At 65.6% G+C, this 13,183-nt stretch carries 13 protein-coding genes; 7 read left to right on the forward strand and 6 right to left on the reverse strand.

All coding sequences use genetic code 11. From position 1 onward, the window contains the following. Positions 1-127 precede the first annotated feature (127 nt). The 3 genes from ahpC to DT343_RS05960 all read right to left on the reverse strand — a co-directional run bounded on the left by ahpC (position 128) and on the right by DT343_RS05960 (position 2,504). Positions 128-691 carry an alkyl hydroperoxide reductase subunit C gene (gene ahpC, locus DT343_RS05950; RefSeq protein WP_017504020.1) on the reverse strand — a complete coding sequence of 188 codons (564 nt, stop codon included), beginning with the start codon at positions 689-691 and terminating at the stop codon, positions 128-130. A gap of 107 nt (positions 692-798) precedes the next feature. Next, positions 799-2,001 carry an exo-beta-N-acetylmuramidase NamZ family protein gene (locus tag DT343_RS05955; RefSeq protein WP_112862121.1) on the reverse strand — a complete coding sequence of 401 codons (1,203 nt, stop codon included), beginning with the start codon at positions 1,999-2,001 and terminating at the stop codon, positions 799-801. Continuing rightward, positions 1,998-2,504 (reverse strand): DOMON-like domain-containing protein, encoded by a 507-nt coding sequence (locus DT343_RS05960; RefSeq protein ID WP_112862122.1) that lies wholly within the window; start codon positions 2,502-2,504, stop codon positions 1,998-2,000. Before DT343_RS05960 ends, DT343_RS05955 begins: the two co-directional genes overlap by 4 nt. A gap of 101 nt (positions 2,505-2,605) precedes the next feature. Here DT343_RS05960 and DT343_RS05965 point away from each other — a divergent pair, with 101 nt between their 5' ends. The 4 genes from DT343_RS05965 to DT343_RS05980 all read left to right on the forward strand — a co-directional run bounded on the left by DT343_RS05965 (position 2,606) and on the right by DT343_RS05980 (position 5,526). Next, the gene (locus DT343_RS05965; RefSeq protein ID WP_112862123.1) at positions 2,606-2,821 is read left to right on the forward strand and encodes a DUF4287 domain-containing protein; all 216 of its coding nucleotides are present in this window, start codon (positions 2,606-2,608) and stop codon (positions 2,819-2,821) included. 327 nt (positions 2,822-3,148) lie between these two features. Beyond that, positions 3,149-4,402, forward strand: a complete 1,254-nt coding sequence (gene tyrS, locus DT343_RS05970; protein WP_112862124.1) for a tyrosine--tRNA ligase — start codon at positions 3,149-3,151, stop codon at positions 4,400-4,402. Then, positions 4,402-4,866: a peroxiredoxin gene (locus tag DT343_RS05975; protein WP_112862125.1), complete on the forward strand. Its 465-nt coding sequence runs from the start codon at positions 4,402-4,404 to the stop codon at positions 4,864-4,866. The genes tyrS and DT343_RS05975 overlap by 1 nt, the downstream gene beginning before the upstream one ends. A 114-nt stretch (positions 4,867-4,980) precedes the next feature. Then, positions 4,981-5,526 carry a bactofilin family protein gene (locus tag DT343_RS05980; protein WP_082465003.1) on the forward strand — a complete coding sequence of 182 codons (546 nt, stop codon included), beginning with the start codon at positions 4,981-4,983 and terminating at the stop codon, positions 5,524-5,526. 75 nt (positions 5,527-5,601) lie between these two features. On the opposite strand, the gene prfB is transcribed toward DT343_RS05980, so the two are convergent. After that, a protein-coding gene (gene prfB, locus DT343_RS05985; protein WP_099052186.1) for a peptide chain release factor 2 occupies positions 5,602-6,724 on the reverse strand; the annotation gives its coding sequence in 2 pieces (ribosomal slippage) (positions 5,602-6,654 and positions 6,656-6,724; 1,122 coding nt in all). Positions 6,725-6,843: 119 nt separating this feature from the next. Continuing rightward, positions 6,844-9,258 carry a penicillin-binding protein 1A gene (locus DT343_RS05990; RefSeq protein WP_112862126.1) on the reverse strand — a complete coding sequence of 805 codons (2,415 nt, stop codon included), beginning with the start codon at positions 9,256-9,258 and terminating at the stop codon, positions 6,844-6,846. A gap of 136 nt (positions 9,259-9,394) precedes the next feature. Here DT343_RS05990 and DT343_RS05995 point away from each other — a divergent pair, with 136 nt between their 5' ends. The 3 genes from DT343_RS05995 to DT343_RS06005 all read left to right on the forward strand — a co-directional run bounded on the left by DT343_RS05995 (position 9,395) and on the right by DT343_RS06005 (position 12,722). After that, complete coding sequence (locus DT343_RS05995) at positions 9,395-9,823, forward strand: organic hydroperoxide resistance protein (RefSeq protein WP_112862127.1); 429 nt, start codon at positions 9,395-9,397, stop codon at positions 9,821-9,823. A gap of 59 nt (positions 9,824-9,882) precedes the next feature. Beyond that, positions 9,883-10,887, forward strand: coding sequence for a cobaltochelatase subunit CobS (gene cobS, locus DT343_RS06000; RefSeq protein WP_112862128.1), 1,005 nt, complete (start codon positions 9,883-9,885; stop codon positions 10,885-10,887). A gap of 71 nt (positions 10,888-10,958) precedes the next feature. Next, positions 10,959-12,722, forward strand: a complete 1,764-nt coding sequence (locus DT343_RS06005; RefSeq protein ID WP_220116482.1) for a response regulator — start codon at positions 10,959-10,961, stop codon at positions 12,720-12,722. On the opposite strand, the gene DT343_RS06010 is transcribed toward DT343_RS06005, so the two are convergent. Then, a complete protein-coding gene (locus DT343_RS06010; RefSeq protein WP_112862130.1) occupies positions 12,719-13,075 on the reverse strand; it encodes a phage holin family protein in 357 nt (118 codons plus the stop codon). The two genes, DT343_RS06005 and DT343_RS06010, sit on opposite strands and share 4 nt — an antisense overlap. Positions 13,076-13,183 lie beyond the last annotated feature (108 nt).

Here is a 13,183-nt window from a genome sequence, read left to right on the forward strand (position 1 = left end):
CGAATTTCAGGGTAACGCGCCGCCTTCGAGCCGATCCCGGCGAGGCCTGCGCGACAAGGTCCGCCCCCACACTTGGGAGGCCGGATGGGTCCGACCCGAAGGCCGGACCCGATAGGCGTAGTCAGTCTTAGATCTTGCCGACGAGGTCGAGCGACGGGGCCAGGGTGGCTTCGCCTTCTTCCCACTTGGCCGGGCAGACTTCACCCGGGTGCGAACGTACATACTGGGCGGCCTTGACCTTGCGCAGCAGTTCGGCGGCGTTGCGGCCGATGCCTTCCGACGTCGTCTCGGTGAACTGGATCACGCCGTCCGGATCGACCAGGAAGGTCGCGCGGTCGGCCAGGCCCACGCCCGGACGCATGGCGTCGAAGTTGTTGGTCACCAGGCCCGACGGATCGCCCAGCATCGTGTATTCGATCTTGCCGATCGCCGGCGACGAGTCGTGCCAGGCCTTGTGCGAGAAGTGGGTGTCGGTCGACACCGAATAGATCTCGACGCCCAGCTTCTGGAACTCGGCATAGTGGTCGGCCAGGTCTTCCAGTTCGGTCGGGCACACAAAGGTGAAGTCGGCCGGATAGAAGAAGAAGATCGCCCACTTGCCCGCGACGTCGGCGTCCGTGACCGTCAGGAATTTGCCGCCCTTATAGGCTTCGGCCGTAAAGGGTTTGATGGTCGTGTTGATGAGGGCCATGCGCAAAATCCAATGCAAGGTGGTTGGGAGGCCCCCTCCCTACCGCACCGCACCAAATAAGCCCAATCACTTATTTGCAGATGCGCAATAGATTTTGGTTATAGCTGTCAGTAGAGCAGGAACGGCCGTCGCGCCTCTTCCCACATCGCCTCATCGGGCTGCGTCGCTGCATCCAGATCGCCTGGCGTCGCGCCTGCGTCGTCCACCCATTCCCGCAGCCCCGGTCCGCCGTTGATCACGTCGATGGGCAGCTTCCCGAACGCATACTCGTACGGGAAATCCCGCCACAGATCGTAGTCGGGATACAGCCGACGGATCGCCTTGAACCCCAGGGCCTGCACCCGCCACGGCTTGAAGGCGGCGTGATCGTAGCGGGGGTGATCGACATGAATCTGCACCCCGCTGCACAGCTTTCCGACGTGCTTATGGAAGGTCGGCTCGAACCACATGTCGCGCAAGATGCAGCCGCCAAGCCAGTCCGGAGCCAGCGCTTGCATTTCCGCGATCACCGCCCGCGCATCGATGTCCGGCGCCCCGAACAGCTCCAGCGGCCGTGTCGTCCCCCGCCCTTCCGACAAAGTCGCACCTTCCAGCATCACCGTGCCCGCATAGGCGCGCGCCATCGACAGGTTCGGCGCATTCGGGCTGGGATTGACCCACGACCGGTCCAGCAGCGGCCAGCCGAAGCCGGGCCCCGCCTCGGGCGCCCAGCCCTGCATCTCCACGACGCGGTAATCCACATCCAGCTTGAACTGGTCGATGAACCACAGGCCCAGTTCGCCCATCGTCATGCCGTGGCGCATCGGCATCGGTCCGGCCCCGACGAAGCTTTCCCAGCCGGGCTTCAACGTCATTCCCTCGACCGGCCTCCCCGTCGGATTGGGCCGGTCCAGCACCCAGACCGACTTGCCGTGTTTCGCCGCCGCCTCCAGCACGTATAGAAGCGTCGTCACATAGGTGTAGATGCGGCAGCCCAGGTCCTGCAGATCCACCAGCAGCACGTCGAACTCGGCCATCCATTCGTCGCGCGGGCGCCGCACCTCGCCATACAGGCTGAAGACGGGAAAGCCGTGGACCGGATCGCGATAATCCGGGCTTTCCATCATATTGTCTTGCAGATCGCCCTTCATCCCGTGCTGCGGGCCAAAGGCGGCGGTCAGCCGGATTTCGGGACAGGCAGCCAGGGCGTCCACCGCGTGGGTCAGATCCTTCGTCACCGACGCCGGATGCGCCAGCAAGGCCACGCGCCGTCCCTTCAGCTGCGCCCTCAGGGCGTCGTCGGACAAAAGGCGGTCGAGGCCGAAGTTCATGTCAGGTCCAGCGCGAACGAGTCGGGATGATGAAAGTCCGGCTTATCCGAAGGATGCGCCAGCGCCCAATAGCCGATCGCCCCGTCCACGCCCCGGATCACCGCCGCCAACCCCGACGCCCCGACCGCATCCTCCGGCAAGGTCACGTCCGCCGTCAGCACGAACTGACCAGGCGCCGACCGCGTAACGATGAACGGCGCGGGCATCTCCAGCTCCCGCATCCCCTCGCGATAGCCGTCGAACTGATAGGCCGCCCACGCCCCCGAAGGCGACAGATTGTATTCGACATAGCCGCCCGTCGTCCGCACGAACGCCTCGAAACAGGTCGCCAGCCACAGCCCGTCCGTCCGCACCCGCGCCGCCGCCTTCGGCCACCACACCCGCTCCACTAGTCCGGCCAGCACATACTCCAGGCTCAGAACCCGCCCGGCTCGCCGCGCCTCGACCTCGAGCGTCAGCCCGGCCGGGCTGGATGTCGGATACGGGATCAGGGGCAGACGCATCCCGCCTTCGTATCGAAGCAACGCCCACGGTCAACGCTCATGCATCGCCGCGACACTCGCCGCGCGTTGCGGTAGCATCGGTTCTGGAAAAGGAGAACCTCATGCCCGACAATCCCGTGAAGGGTCCGGCGTCATACTTCCCCTCAATCGAGAAGACCTACGGCCATCCGATTTCCCATTGGCAGCAGATTGTGCGCGACGGCTATCCCGCCCGGCACATGGCGTTGGTCGCCATTCTTAAGGAAGCGCACGGCATGGGCCACGGCCACGCCAACGCCGTGGTGGCCTACACGTTGGCGCAGGACGGTGTGAAGTAGCGACCACGCTCCAAAGTCGCGCTAACCATATTATTTCCGCCAGACCTATCCTGACAAAACAAGGCCTTGAGACGAAGGAGCAGCGCTTACCCTGCCGCTCTGCAAAACGGTCATACAATGGGCGGGCCATGCCCAAAGCCGCTCCGCCTGAATTGCACCATCTTGCATTTTGCACGCGTTTTCGCATTGCACTCCAACGTCGCGCAGACCGAGATTAGACGAATTAGACACTTTAGACGGTGTTTTTCATCCGCATCGTCTGAACAGCCGACGCCGCCTCGACTAGGGGAAGACGACCCCCGTCATCCCTGCTAACCCAGCCTCACCATGACCGAACACGCCTTCAAATCCGACTTCCTGCGCACGCTTCAGGCGCGCGGCTACATCCATCAGATCACCCACCCCGTCGAATTGGACGAAGCGGCCGCTGCGGGCGTGGTGCCGGGCTATATCGGTTTCGACGCCACTGCGCCGTCATTGCACGTCGGCAGCCTGATCCAGATCATGATGTTGCGCCGGCTTCAGCAGGCGGGCGGCAAGCCGATCGTCCTGATGGGCGGCGGCACGACCAAGGTCGGCGACCCCACCGGCAAGGATGCGTCGCGTCCGCAACTGACCGAAGAGACGATCCAGTCGAACATCGACACCATCAAGACGGTCTTCGCCAAGTTCCTGACGTTCGGCGACGGACCGACCGATGCGGTCATCGTCAACAATGACGACTGGCTGTCCGGCTACGGTTACATCCAGTTCCTGAGGGATTTCGGCACACACTTCACCGTCAACCGAATGCTGGCCTTCGAATCGGTCAAGCTGCGGCTCGAGCGCGAGCAGCCGATGACCTTCCTTGAGTTCAATTATATGCTGATGCAGTCGGTGGACTTCCTGGAGCTCAACCGCAGCCACAAGGTCACCCTGCAAATGGGCGGCTCGGACCAGTGGGGCAACATCACTTCGGGCGTGGATCTGGTGCGCCGCGTGGATCAAAAGGCCGCCTTCGGCCTGACCACGCCGCTGCTGACCACGGCATCCGGCGGCAAGATGGGCAAGACCGCTCAGGGCGCCATCTGGCTGAACGCCGAACAACTCAGCCCCTACGACTACTGGCAGTTCTGGCGTAACGCCGAGGACGCCGACGTCGGCCGCTTCATGCGCCTGTTCACGGACCTGAGCCTGGAACAGATCGCGGAATACGAAGCGCTAGAAGGCGCGGCCATCAACGACGCCAAGAAGGCCCTCGCCGACGCGGCGACCACCCTGCTGCACGGCGCCGAGGAAGCCGCCAAGGCGCGCGCCGCCGCCGAAAGCAACTTTGAAAAGGGTCAGTTGTCCGCTGACCTGCCGACCGTCGAACTGCCGTCGGCCGAGGTCTACGGTGCCATGATCGCCGCTGTCGTGACGAAGGCTGGCCTGACGGCGTCCAACGGCGAGGCCCGTCGCCTGGCCCAGGGCGGCGGCCTGCGTTTGAACGACACCGCGGTGTCCGACGGGGCCCAACTGCTGACCGAAGCCGACCTCAAGGACGGCGTCATCAAACTGGCAGCCGGCAAGAAAAAGATCGTTCTGGTGAGGCCTGTCTGATGTCCGCAACCGAAGGCCAGGACGCGCCCGCCCTCGACCTGCCCACGGACGGCGGCGGCCGCGTCACCCTCGCCGCCCTCAAGGGCAAGCCTGCCGTCGTCTATTTCTACCCTAAGGACGACACGACCGGCTGCACGCGTGAAGCCCAGGACTTCAGCGCCCTTGCGCCCGACTTCGCCGCTCTGGGCGTTCCGGTCATCGGCGTGTCCAAGGACACGGTGAAGAAGCACGACAAGTTCAAGGCCAAATACGATCTCGCCGTCACCCTCGCCTCCGACGAAGACGGCGCCGCCTGCGAGGCCTGGGGCGTCTGGGTGCAGAAGAAGCTCTATGGCCGCGAATATATGGGCATCGAGCGGGCCACCTTCCTGATCGACGCCGAGGGCCGCGTCGCCAAGGCTTGGCGCAATGTGAAGGTCGCAGACCACGCCGCCGCCGTGCTGGAGGCCGCCAGGGCCCTGTGATCGGCGAGCGCCGTTCGGAAGCGATGCTTGACCTTGGCCCCTCCTCCACGGCCTAGTGGGCGTCGGGGCTAATAGGGGCTTGGCCGGCCTTGGCTGGCAGATGCGGAGCGCACCATGTTCACCAAGAGCAAATCCTACGACAGCGGATCGAACGGCCTGGGCATCCCCCCGGCGCCCGAACCGACCACGCCCACGCCGACGGCTGCGAGCACGCCGTCCCTGCCTGCCACGACGCCTGCGCCCCGCGCGCCCGAACCGGCCCGTCCGGCGGCCCGGTCCAGCAATCTGTCGACCCTGTCGGCCGGCGTGAAATACGAAGGCAACATCTCCGGCGCCGGCGAGCTTCAGGTCGACGGCTCGCTGAAGGGCGACGTCCGCGTCTCGCGCGTCGTGATCGGCGAAGGCGGCTCGGTCGAGGGCACGGTCCATGCCGACGTCCTTGACGTGCGCGGCCGCGTCTCGGGCGCCATCGTCGCCAAACAGGTCAAGCTTCACGCCACCGCCCGCGTCGAGGGCGACATCACGCAAGAGCAACTCGCCATCGACCAGGGCGCCTGGTTCCAGGGCCGCTGCAACCAGGCCAAGCGCGACACCCCCGGCGCCGCCATGCTGGAAGCCCCCGCGCCAAAGGCCGACAAGGCGGACAAGACCGCCGCCTGACCGCCTCGAAGCGAACGGCCGCAAGGCCGGAAGCCCAAGACCAAAAGGGCGGCTCTTCGGAGCCGCCCTTTTCCGTCAGTCCACGCTCGATCCGCGGGTCTCGCCGACCCGCTGGGCCAGGGCCGCGCCCATGAAGGCGTCTAGGTCGCCGTCCAGCACCCCCTGGGTATCCGACGTCTCAACCTCGGTCCGCAGATCCTTCACCATCTGATAGGGCTGCAGGACATAGGAGCGGATCTGGTGACCCCACCCGATGTCCGTCTTGGCGTCGGCCAGCGCCTGAGCCGCCGCCTCACGCTTCTGCAGTTCCAGCTCGTACAGGCGCGCGCGGAGCATCTTCCACGCCATCTCGCGGTTCTGGTGCTGCGACCGGCCGGCCTGGCAGGCCACTACGGTGTTGGTCGGGGTGTGGGTCAGGCGCACGGCCGAGTCGGTCTTGTTGATGTGCTGACCGCCCGCGCCCGAGGCGCGATAGGTGTCGGTGCGCACGTCCGAGGGATTGATGTCGATCTCGATCGCGTCGTCCACGACCGGCGACACGCCGATGGAGGCGAAGCTGGTGTGGCGCTTGGCCGCCGCGTCATAGGGGCTGATGCGGACCAGGCGGTGCACGCCCGATTCCGACTTCAGCCAGCCATAGGCGTTGGGCCCCTCGATCAGGATGGTGGCCGATTTGACCCCCGCCTGCTCGCCCTCTTCGTGCGCTTCGATCGTGACCTCGTAGCCGTGCGCCTTGGCCCAGCGGGAGTACATCCGCAGCAGCATGCCGGCCCAGTCGTTCGACTCGGTGCCGCCGGCGCCGGAGTTCACCTCCAGATAGGCGTCGTTGCCGTCAGCCTCGCCGGATAGCAGAGCTTCCAACTCGGCGCGGGCGGCGCGCTCCTTGATGCCGCGCAACGACGCGCGGGCGTCTTCCAGCGCGCCCTCGTCGCCTTCCTCGTCCGCCATCTCGGCCAGCATCACCCCGTCTTCGAGGTCCTGCTCCATCGCCTTGACGGTGTTGATCTTGCCTTCCAGCTGCGAGCGTTCGCGGCTGACGGCTTGGGCCTCGTCGGGCTTGTCCCACAGCGTCGGATCCTCGACCCGCGCATTCAGCTCATCGAGCTTTCTTAGAGCGACATCCCAGTCAAAGACGCCTCCTGAGCAGAGCGACGCTCTGCTCGATGTCGGCCTTCATGGCCTCGACATCCGGTCTCATCGCAATCTCCGCGACACAACGCCCTCAAGCAGCGCGGCCCGCAGGCCGCGCGACAGGGCAGGATTAATGGAAAACGGCGCGCCACGAGGACGCGCCGTTCGAAAGGCCTACCTAGAGCCTCAGTACAATCCGCTCAAGTCCTCGGCCGGCGCCTTCTTGGGCGGCGGGGGCGCGGTGGGCGCAGGCGTCGAGGCGGGCGCGCCGCTTGCGGCCTCCTGCTCGCGGCGGATGACGTCGTAGTAGTTTTGCGGTCCGACGGGCCGCGCGGGGCCTGTCGGGCGCGGCGGCGGGGCCTGGCGCTCGGTGCCGGGACGGAAGGCTTCCTCGATGCCATTGACGGTGCGGAAGATGGCGTTCTTGGGCCGCACGAACGGACGAGCCGGCCTTTCCTTCAACGCCGTCTGCATGAACTCTGTGAAGACCGGCACGGCGGCCGAGGCCCCGGCTTCACCGGATCCCAGAGAGCGGTTGTCGTCAAAGCCGATGAAGACGCCGACCACGATGTCGGTGGTGAAGCCCACGAACCAGGCCGAGCGATATTCGTTCGTAGTGCCGGTCTTGCCCGCGACCCAGGGCCCCAGGCCGCGCGCGCTGGCGGCGGTGCCGCGCTGAACGACGCCTTCCAACATCGAGCTCATCTGATAGGCGGTGATCGGGTCGATGACCTGGGTTCCGCGCTGCTGCAGGCGCGGCGATTCCTGGCCCGAGAAGCCCCGTCCGCATTCGCGGCAACTGCGATTGTCGGCGCGGAAGATGGTCTCGCCGTCGCGGTCCTGAACATAGTCGATCAGGTAGGGCGTCACCCGCCGGCCGCCGTTGGCGAAGGCGGAATAGGCGGCCGTGATATCCAGAGGCGTGACCTCGCCGGCGCCCAGCGAGACCGACAGGTTCGGCGTCATGCCGGGCAGCCCCATGCGATCCGCCTGCTCCACGATCTTCTTCATGCCGACCGACTGGGCCAGCCGCACCGTCATGACGTTGCGCGACAACTCTAAGCCGCGCCGCAGCGTCTGAGGGCCATAGTATTGGCGGCTGTAGTTCTCCGGGGTCCAGCGCTGACCGTTCGGCCCGCCGGCGAAGCTGATCGGCGCATCCAGCACGATCGACGCCGGGGTGAAGTCGCCCTCAAGCGCCGTGGCGTAAACGAATGGTTTGAACGCCGAACCCGGCTGGCGCTTGGCCTGGGTCGCCCGATTGAAGCTGGACAGCGCATAGGAATAACCGCCGACCATCGCCAGCACGCGGCCGGACTGCGGCTCTATGGCCACCAGGGCCCCGTTGACGCGCGGCACCTGCTTCAGGGCGAACTGCCCGCCCTGGGGCTCCACGAAGATCAGTTCGCCGCGCTTCAACTGGCGATTGGCCTTGGCCCAGGCGGCGTCCGACGCCAGCAGCGTGCCGGACTTGTCGTCGCGGGCCGTGCGGATGCGCACCGTATTGCCGCTGACGCTTTCGATGGCGGCGGCCTGCCAGCTGCGGCGCTCGGGCGGCGCCTGTTCCTTCAGCGCGACCGCCTGCCAGCCGTCGGCGAAGTCGGTCGTGCCCCAACCGCCGCGCCAGCCATGACGACGGTCGTAGTTCTCAAGCCCCTGCATCAGGGCCCGGCGCGCCGCCGTCTGCAGCGTGGGATCCAGGGTCGTGCGCATATAGAAGCCGCCGGCGCGCAACTGCTCGCCGAACTGCGGGTTGGCTGCGGCCTGGCGCCGCGCTTCTTCGACGAAGAAGTCGGCGTCCTTGTAATCCGACCGTTGCGGCGCATCGCGCGTGACCAGAGGCTTGGCGCGCGCATCAATCAGTTGTTCAGGCGTCAGCCAGCCGCTCTGCTCCATCTCGCCCAGCACCCAGTCACGACGGCCCTTGGCCGCGCCGGGGTGACGCTTGGGGTGATAGTTGTTCGGCCCCTTGGGCAGGGATGCCAGGAAGGCGGCTTCGTCAGGCGTCAGCTGCGCCAGCGACTTGCCGAAATAGTTGTAGGCCGCCGAAGCGATGCCGAACGAGCGATAGCCCAGGAAAATCTCGTTCAGATACAGCTCGAGGATCTGTTCCTTGGACAGGGTCGCCTCCAGGCGATTGGCCAGGATGGCTTCCTTCAGCTTGCGATTCAGGCTGGATTCGTTGGTCAGCAGGACGTTCTTGGCCACCTGCTGGGTGATGGTCGAGCCGCCTTCCAGCCGGCGTCCCGACGCTAGGTTGAAGACGTTCTTCAGCGAAGCGCGGCCGATGCCGCCCACGTCGATGCCGCCATGCTGGAAGAAGTTGCGATCTTCGGCTGCCAGGAAGGCGTGGATCACCGGCTGGGGAATCTGGTCGTAGGAGACATAAATCCGGCGCTCGTCCGAAAACTCGCCGATCAGGGTGCCGTCGCCGGCATAGACGCGCGTCGCGGTCGGCGGGCGATAGTCCGCCAGTTCCGACGCATCCGGCAGGTCGTGGAACAGCCACGCGGCATAGACGGCGACGACCAACCCCGCCAGGGCGATGCCGCCCAGCAGAACCATGCCCGCCCACACGAACCAGCGTTCGGCAATCTTCACTGCGTACTCCGACGACGCGCCCCGAAAGGGTGCTTTAGCCCGCGTCGCCGGTCGATGGCTATAGCCGCGATGCAACGGCCCCTTCCCGTCCGCCGTTAAGCTCCCATCTCAAGCATCCCAACCCAAGGAGCCTGCCATGGAAGTTCTGTATCGCGCCCAATCGACGGCATCCGGCGGAGGCCGCGAAGACGGTCGTTCGGCCACCGACGACGGCAAGATCGACGTCAAACTGTCGACGCCGACCGAGATGGGCGGCAAGGGCGGCGACGGCACCAACCCCGAGCAGCTGTTCGCCACCGGATACGCCGCCTGCTACCTCGGCGCGCTGCGTCTGGTCAGCAGCAAGGCCGGCACGCCCGTCAGCCCCGACACCAAGGTCACCGCCGGCGTCGGCTTCGGCAAGAACACCAAGGGTGAAGGCTTCAACCTGGATGTCGACCTGACCGTGACCGACCACGGCCTGGACCAGGCCGTTATCGACGACCTGATCGAGAAGGCGCACCAGGTCTGCCCCTACTCCAACGCCACGCGCAACAACGTCGATGTTCGCCTGAGCGCGAAATAACCGACGCCGAGGGCCGCGCGCGTGTTGAGCCGCGCGCGCGGCGCCTCTAGATGAGGTCCATGACCTCCCCGCTCGAAGCCTCCCCCGATCCCCTGCTGACGCTCGAACCGCATCGCCGCGTGACCCTGCGCGAGGCCTTCGGCGTGGACAGCGACATGACCGTGCCCGCCTTCGACGAGCGCGACAGCCATGTGCCCGAGATCGACGAGGCCTATCGCTTCGATCCCCAGACGACCATCGCCATCTGCGCCGGCTTCGCCTTCGACCGCCGCGTCATGGTCCAGGGCTATCACGGCACCGGTAAATCGACCCACATCGAACAGGTCGCCGCCCGGCTGAATTGGCCGCTGGTGCGCGTGAACCTGGACAGCCATGTCAGCCGGATCGACCTGATCGGCAAGGACGCCATCGTCCTGAAGGACAGCAAGCAAGTCACCGAATTCCGCGAGGGCATCCTGCCCTGGTCGCTGCAACGCCCCATCGCCCTGGTCTTCGACGAATACGACGCCGGCCGGCCCGACGTGATGTTCGTCATCCAGCGCGTGCTCGAGGCCCAAGGTCGCCTGACCCTGCTGGACCAGAACCGCGTCATTCGCCCGAACCGCTATTTCCGTTTGTTCGCCACGACCAACACCATCGGCTTGGGCGACACCACGGGCCTGTATCACGGCGCGCAACAGATCAATCAGGCCCAGCTGGACCGCTGGAACATCGTCACCACGCTGAACTATCTGGATCACGACGTGGAAGCCGAGATCGTCGCCGCCAAGGTGCCCGAGTGGAAGGACGCCGAGGGCCGCCGCCGCATCGCCGCCATGGTCCGCGTCGCCGACATGACGCGCAACGCCTTCATGAACGGCGACATCTCGACCGTCATGTCGCCCCGCACGGTCATCACCTGGGCCCAGAACGCCCAGATCTTCAACGACGACCTGGGTCTCAGCTTCCGCCTGACCTTCCTGAACAAGTGCGACGAACTGGAACGCCCGACCATCGCCGAGTTCTACCAACGCGCCTTCGGCGAAGACCTGCCCGAGGCGGCGACGCGCGTGAAGGTGGGCTGACGACAAGCTCCGATTGAGAGCTCATTAAGCTTCACCCGGTATGGCCACGCTTGACGCGAGGCTTGGTGGCATTGGCTGACAGTACGGATTACCTAACGGCCTACGCTGGTCGCTACCGGGACATGTTCCCTGTGCGGCTGGCGACGATCGCCGCCATCGTGGCCTTGACGTTCTGGGTCATGGGATGGGGATGGGCAGCGGCTTTCGGCCTGTTTCAGTTCGGCCTCTATGTTCCTTTGTGGCAGGCCGTTCAGACAGCGCTGGCACGGCCTGATGCACCCGCCGCAGCGCGTAGGTTCCGCCGGTCTGCCGAGATCGTCACCCTTTGTCTTGCCAGCCATAACGCCGTGTTCATTCTGGCCGCCTGGCAGGCTCAGCCTCAACACCTCGACTATCTCCGCCTGCTGCTGGCCGGCAATCTGATGGTCGGCGCCCATCAGGTGCACGTAAGCCGCGCAAGCTTTGTCGCTGCCGTTCTGCCGCCATCCATCGCCGCGATGGTGATCGCCTCATACCAAGTCGGTTCGGATCCTCGCCTTTTGGGCGCGGTGGCCTTGTTCGTCGTCGGCGTCATTGCAGCGGCCTGGCGTCAATGGCGCAGCGACCGCGAGAGCATTGAGCTGATGAGCGCATTGTCGGAGCGTTCGCGCGAGCTGCGGGCAGCCCTGGCCGAGGCCGAGGTGAACCGCTCCGCCGCCGAACGCGCGAGCAAGGCCAAATCCCGCTTCCTTGCGATGATCAGCCACGAGGTCCGCACTCCGCTGAACGTCATTCTGGGCCTGACCGAGGTGCTGCGTGGTCGTCCACGTCCAGCGGCGGAAACCACCATCGTCACAGATATGGCGGACGCAGGGGGCATGTTGCTGCGGCTGTTGAACGGGGCTTTGGACATCTCCAAGATTGAGTCGGGACAGGCCGAGCTCCAACTCGCCCCGGTCGATCTCGCCGAACGGCTGGACGCCATCGCCCGTGTCTGGCGCTCACGCGTGGAGGAACTGGGCCTGACGCTGGAGATCGAACGGCAGGGCGCGCCTGAACATTTCGTCGTCATGACCGACGAGGCCCGGGTTGAACAGGTGCTGATCAACTATCTGTCCAACGCTCTGAAGCTGACGCCACATGGCGCCATCCGCATTTTGGCCCGCGCGCTCCCCGCCTCAGATGGGCGCATCGACCTGGATTTCGAGGTCCACGACCAGGGACCAGGCGTGCCGGAGGATCAACGCGAACGCATTTTCGAGCCCTTCGAACAACTCGCCGCCGGACGTGCGGCAGGCGGAACAGGTCTGGGGTTGGCCCTGTGTCGCGCCAGCGTCGAAGCGCTGGGCGGGGCTCTTGGCGTTCGGTCCGCGCGGCCGGAGGGGGCTGTCTTCTGGTTTCGCTTCACCGCCGACTGCGCGACACCTGCAATCGATTCTTCGCCCGCTGCACCCGCGCTGAACCTGCCTGATCAGCCGCCTCGGATTCTAGCCGCCGAGGATCATCCCGCCAATCGCAAGCTTCTGACGCTACTGCTGGAACAATTTGGCGTCCAATTGACCGTTGTTGAGAATGGACAAGAGGCGGTCGCCGCCGTGCGCGATCAAACCTTTGACCTCGTGCTGATGGATGTGATGATGCCCGTAATGGACGGTGTGGAAGCCTTGGTCGCTATCCGCGCCGAGGAAGCCGCATTCGGCGGCCGTCGCACCCCGATACACATGCTGACGGCCAATGTGTTCGACGACGACGTTGCACGCTACAGGGCGGCCGGCGCCGACGGAGTGTTGAGAAAGCCCATCGAGATCGCCGCACTTCAGAGCGTCATCATGGGCGCCCTGATGGCGGACGCCTAGCGCCGCGCCTCTTCGCCGCCGATGAAGGCGCCGGCGATCCAACTGACGACGCCGGTCACGATGGCGGCGCCGATGCCGGCCCACAGGCCGTTGACCCGGAAGCCGTCCAGGAAGACCGAGGTCAGCCCGATCATGGCGGCGTTCACGACCAGCAGGAACAGGCCCAGGGTCACCACGGTGATCGGGAAGGTCAGCACGACCAGGATCGGTCGCACAAAGGCGTTGACCAAACCCAGAATGATGGCGGCCGCGATCAGCGATCCGGTGCTGGTGAAATCGACGCCCGGCACAATCTGGGCGGATAGCCAAAGGCCCGCCATGGTGACCAGCGCCTGGATGATGAAACGGATCATGACGGTCCTCGTTACGTTCAAGCGTGACCATAATGCACGAGGTGGACGAAGGCTCCTCCTTCGCGGACGGCGCTGCTATCGAAGGTCCGAACCGCACGGAGACCGCCC

This window comes from Brevundimonas vesicularis, from assembly GCF_900445985.1.
Classification (GTDB): domain Bacteria; phylum Pseudomonadota; class Alphaproteobacteria; order Caulobacterales; family Caulobacteraceae; genus Brevundimonas; species Brevundimonas vesicularis_D.

What these genes read in the sequence shown, in the direction of transcription:
- DT343_RS06010 (WP_112862130.1), bottom strand. Translation starts at nt 13,075, where the DNA reads ATGATCCGTTTCATCATCCAGGCGCTGGTCACCATGGCGGGCCTTTGG.
- tyrS (WP_112862124.1), top strand. Translation starts at nt 3,149, where the DNA reads ATGACCGAACACGCCTTCAAATCCGACTTCCTGCGCACGCTTCAGGCG.
- DT343_RS05995 (WP_112862127.1), top strand. Translation starts at nt 9,395, where the DNA reads ATGGAAGTTCTGTATCGCGCCCAATCGACGGCATCCGGCGGAGGCCGC.
- cobS (WP_112862128.1), top strand. Translation starts at nt 9,883, where the DNA reads ATGACCTCCCCGCTCGAAGCCTCCCCCGATCCCCTGCTGACGCTCGAA.
- DT343_RS05965 (WP_112862123.1), top strand. Translation starts at nt 2,606, where the DNA reads ATGCCCGACAATCCCGTGAAGGGTCCGGCGTCATACTTCCCCTCAATC.
- DT343_RS05980 (WP_082465003.1), top strand. Translation starts at nt 4,981, where the DNA reads ATGTTCACCAAGAGCAAATCCTACGACAGCGGATCGAACGGCCTGGGC.
- ahpC (WP_017504020.1), bottom strand. Translation starts at nt 691, where the DNA reads ATGGCCCTCATCAACACGACCATCAAACCCTTTACGGCCGAAGCCTAT.
- DT343_RS05955 (WP_112862121.1), bottom strand. Translation starts at nt 2,001, where the DNA reads ATGAACTTCGGCCTCGACCGCCTTTTGTCCGACGACGCCCTGAGGGCG.
- DT343_RS05960 (WP_112862122.1), bottom strand. Translation starts at nt 2,504, where the DNA reads ATGCGTCTGCCCCTGATCCCGTATCCGACATCCAGCCCGGCCGGGCTG.
- DT343_RS05975 (WP_112862125.1), top strand. Translation starts at nt 4,402, where the DNA reads ATGTCCGCAACCGAAGGCCAGGACGCGCCCGCCCTCGACCTGCCCACG.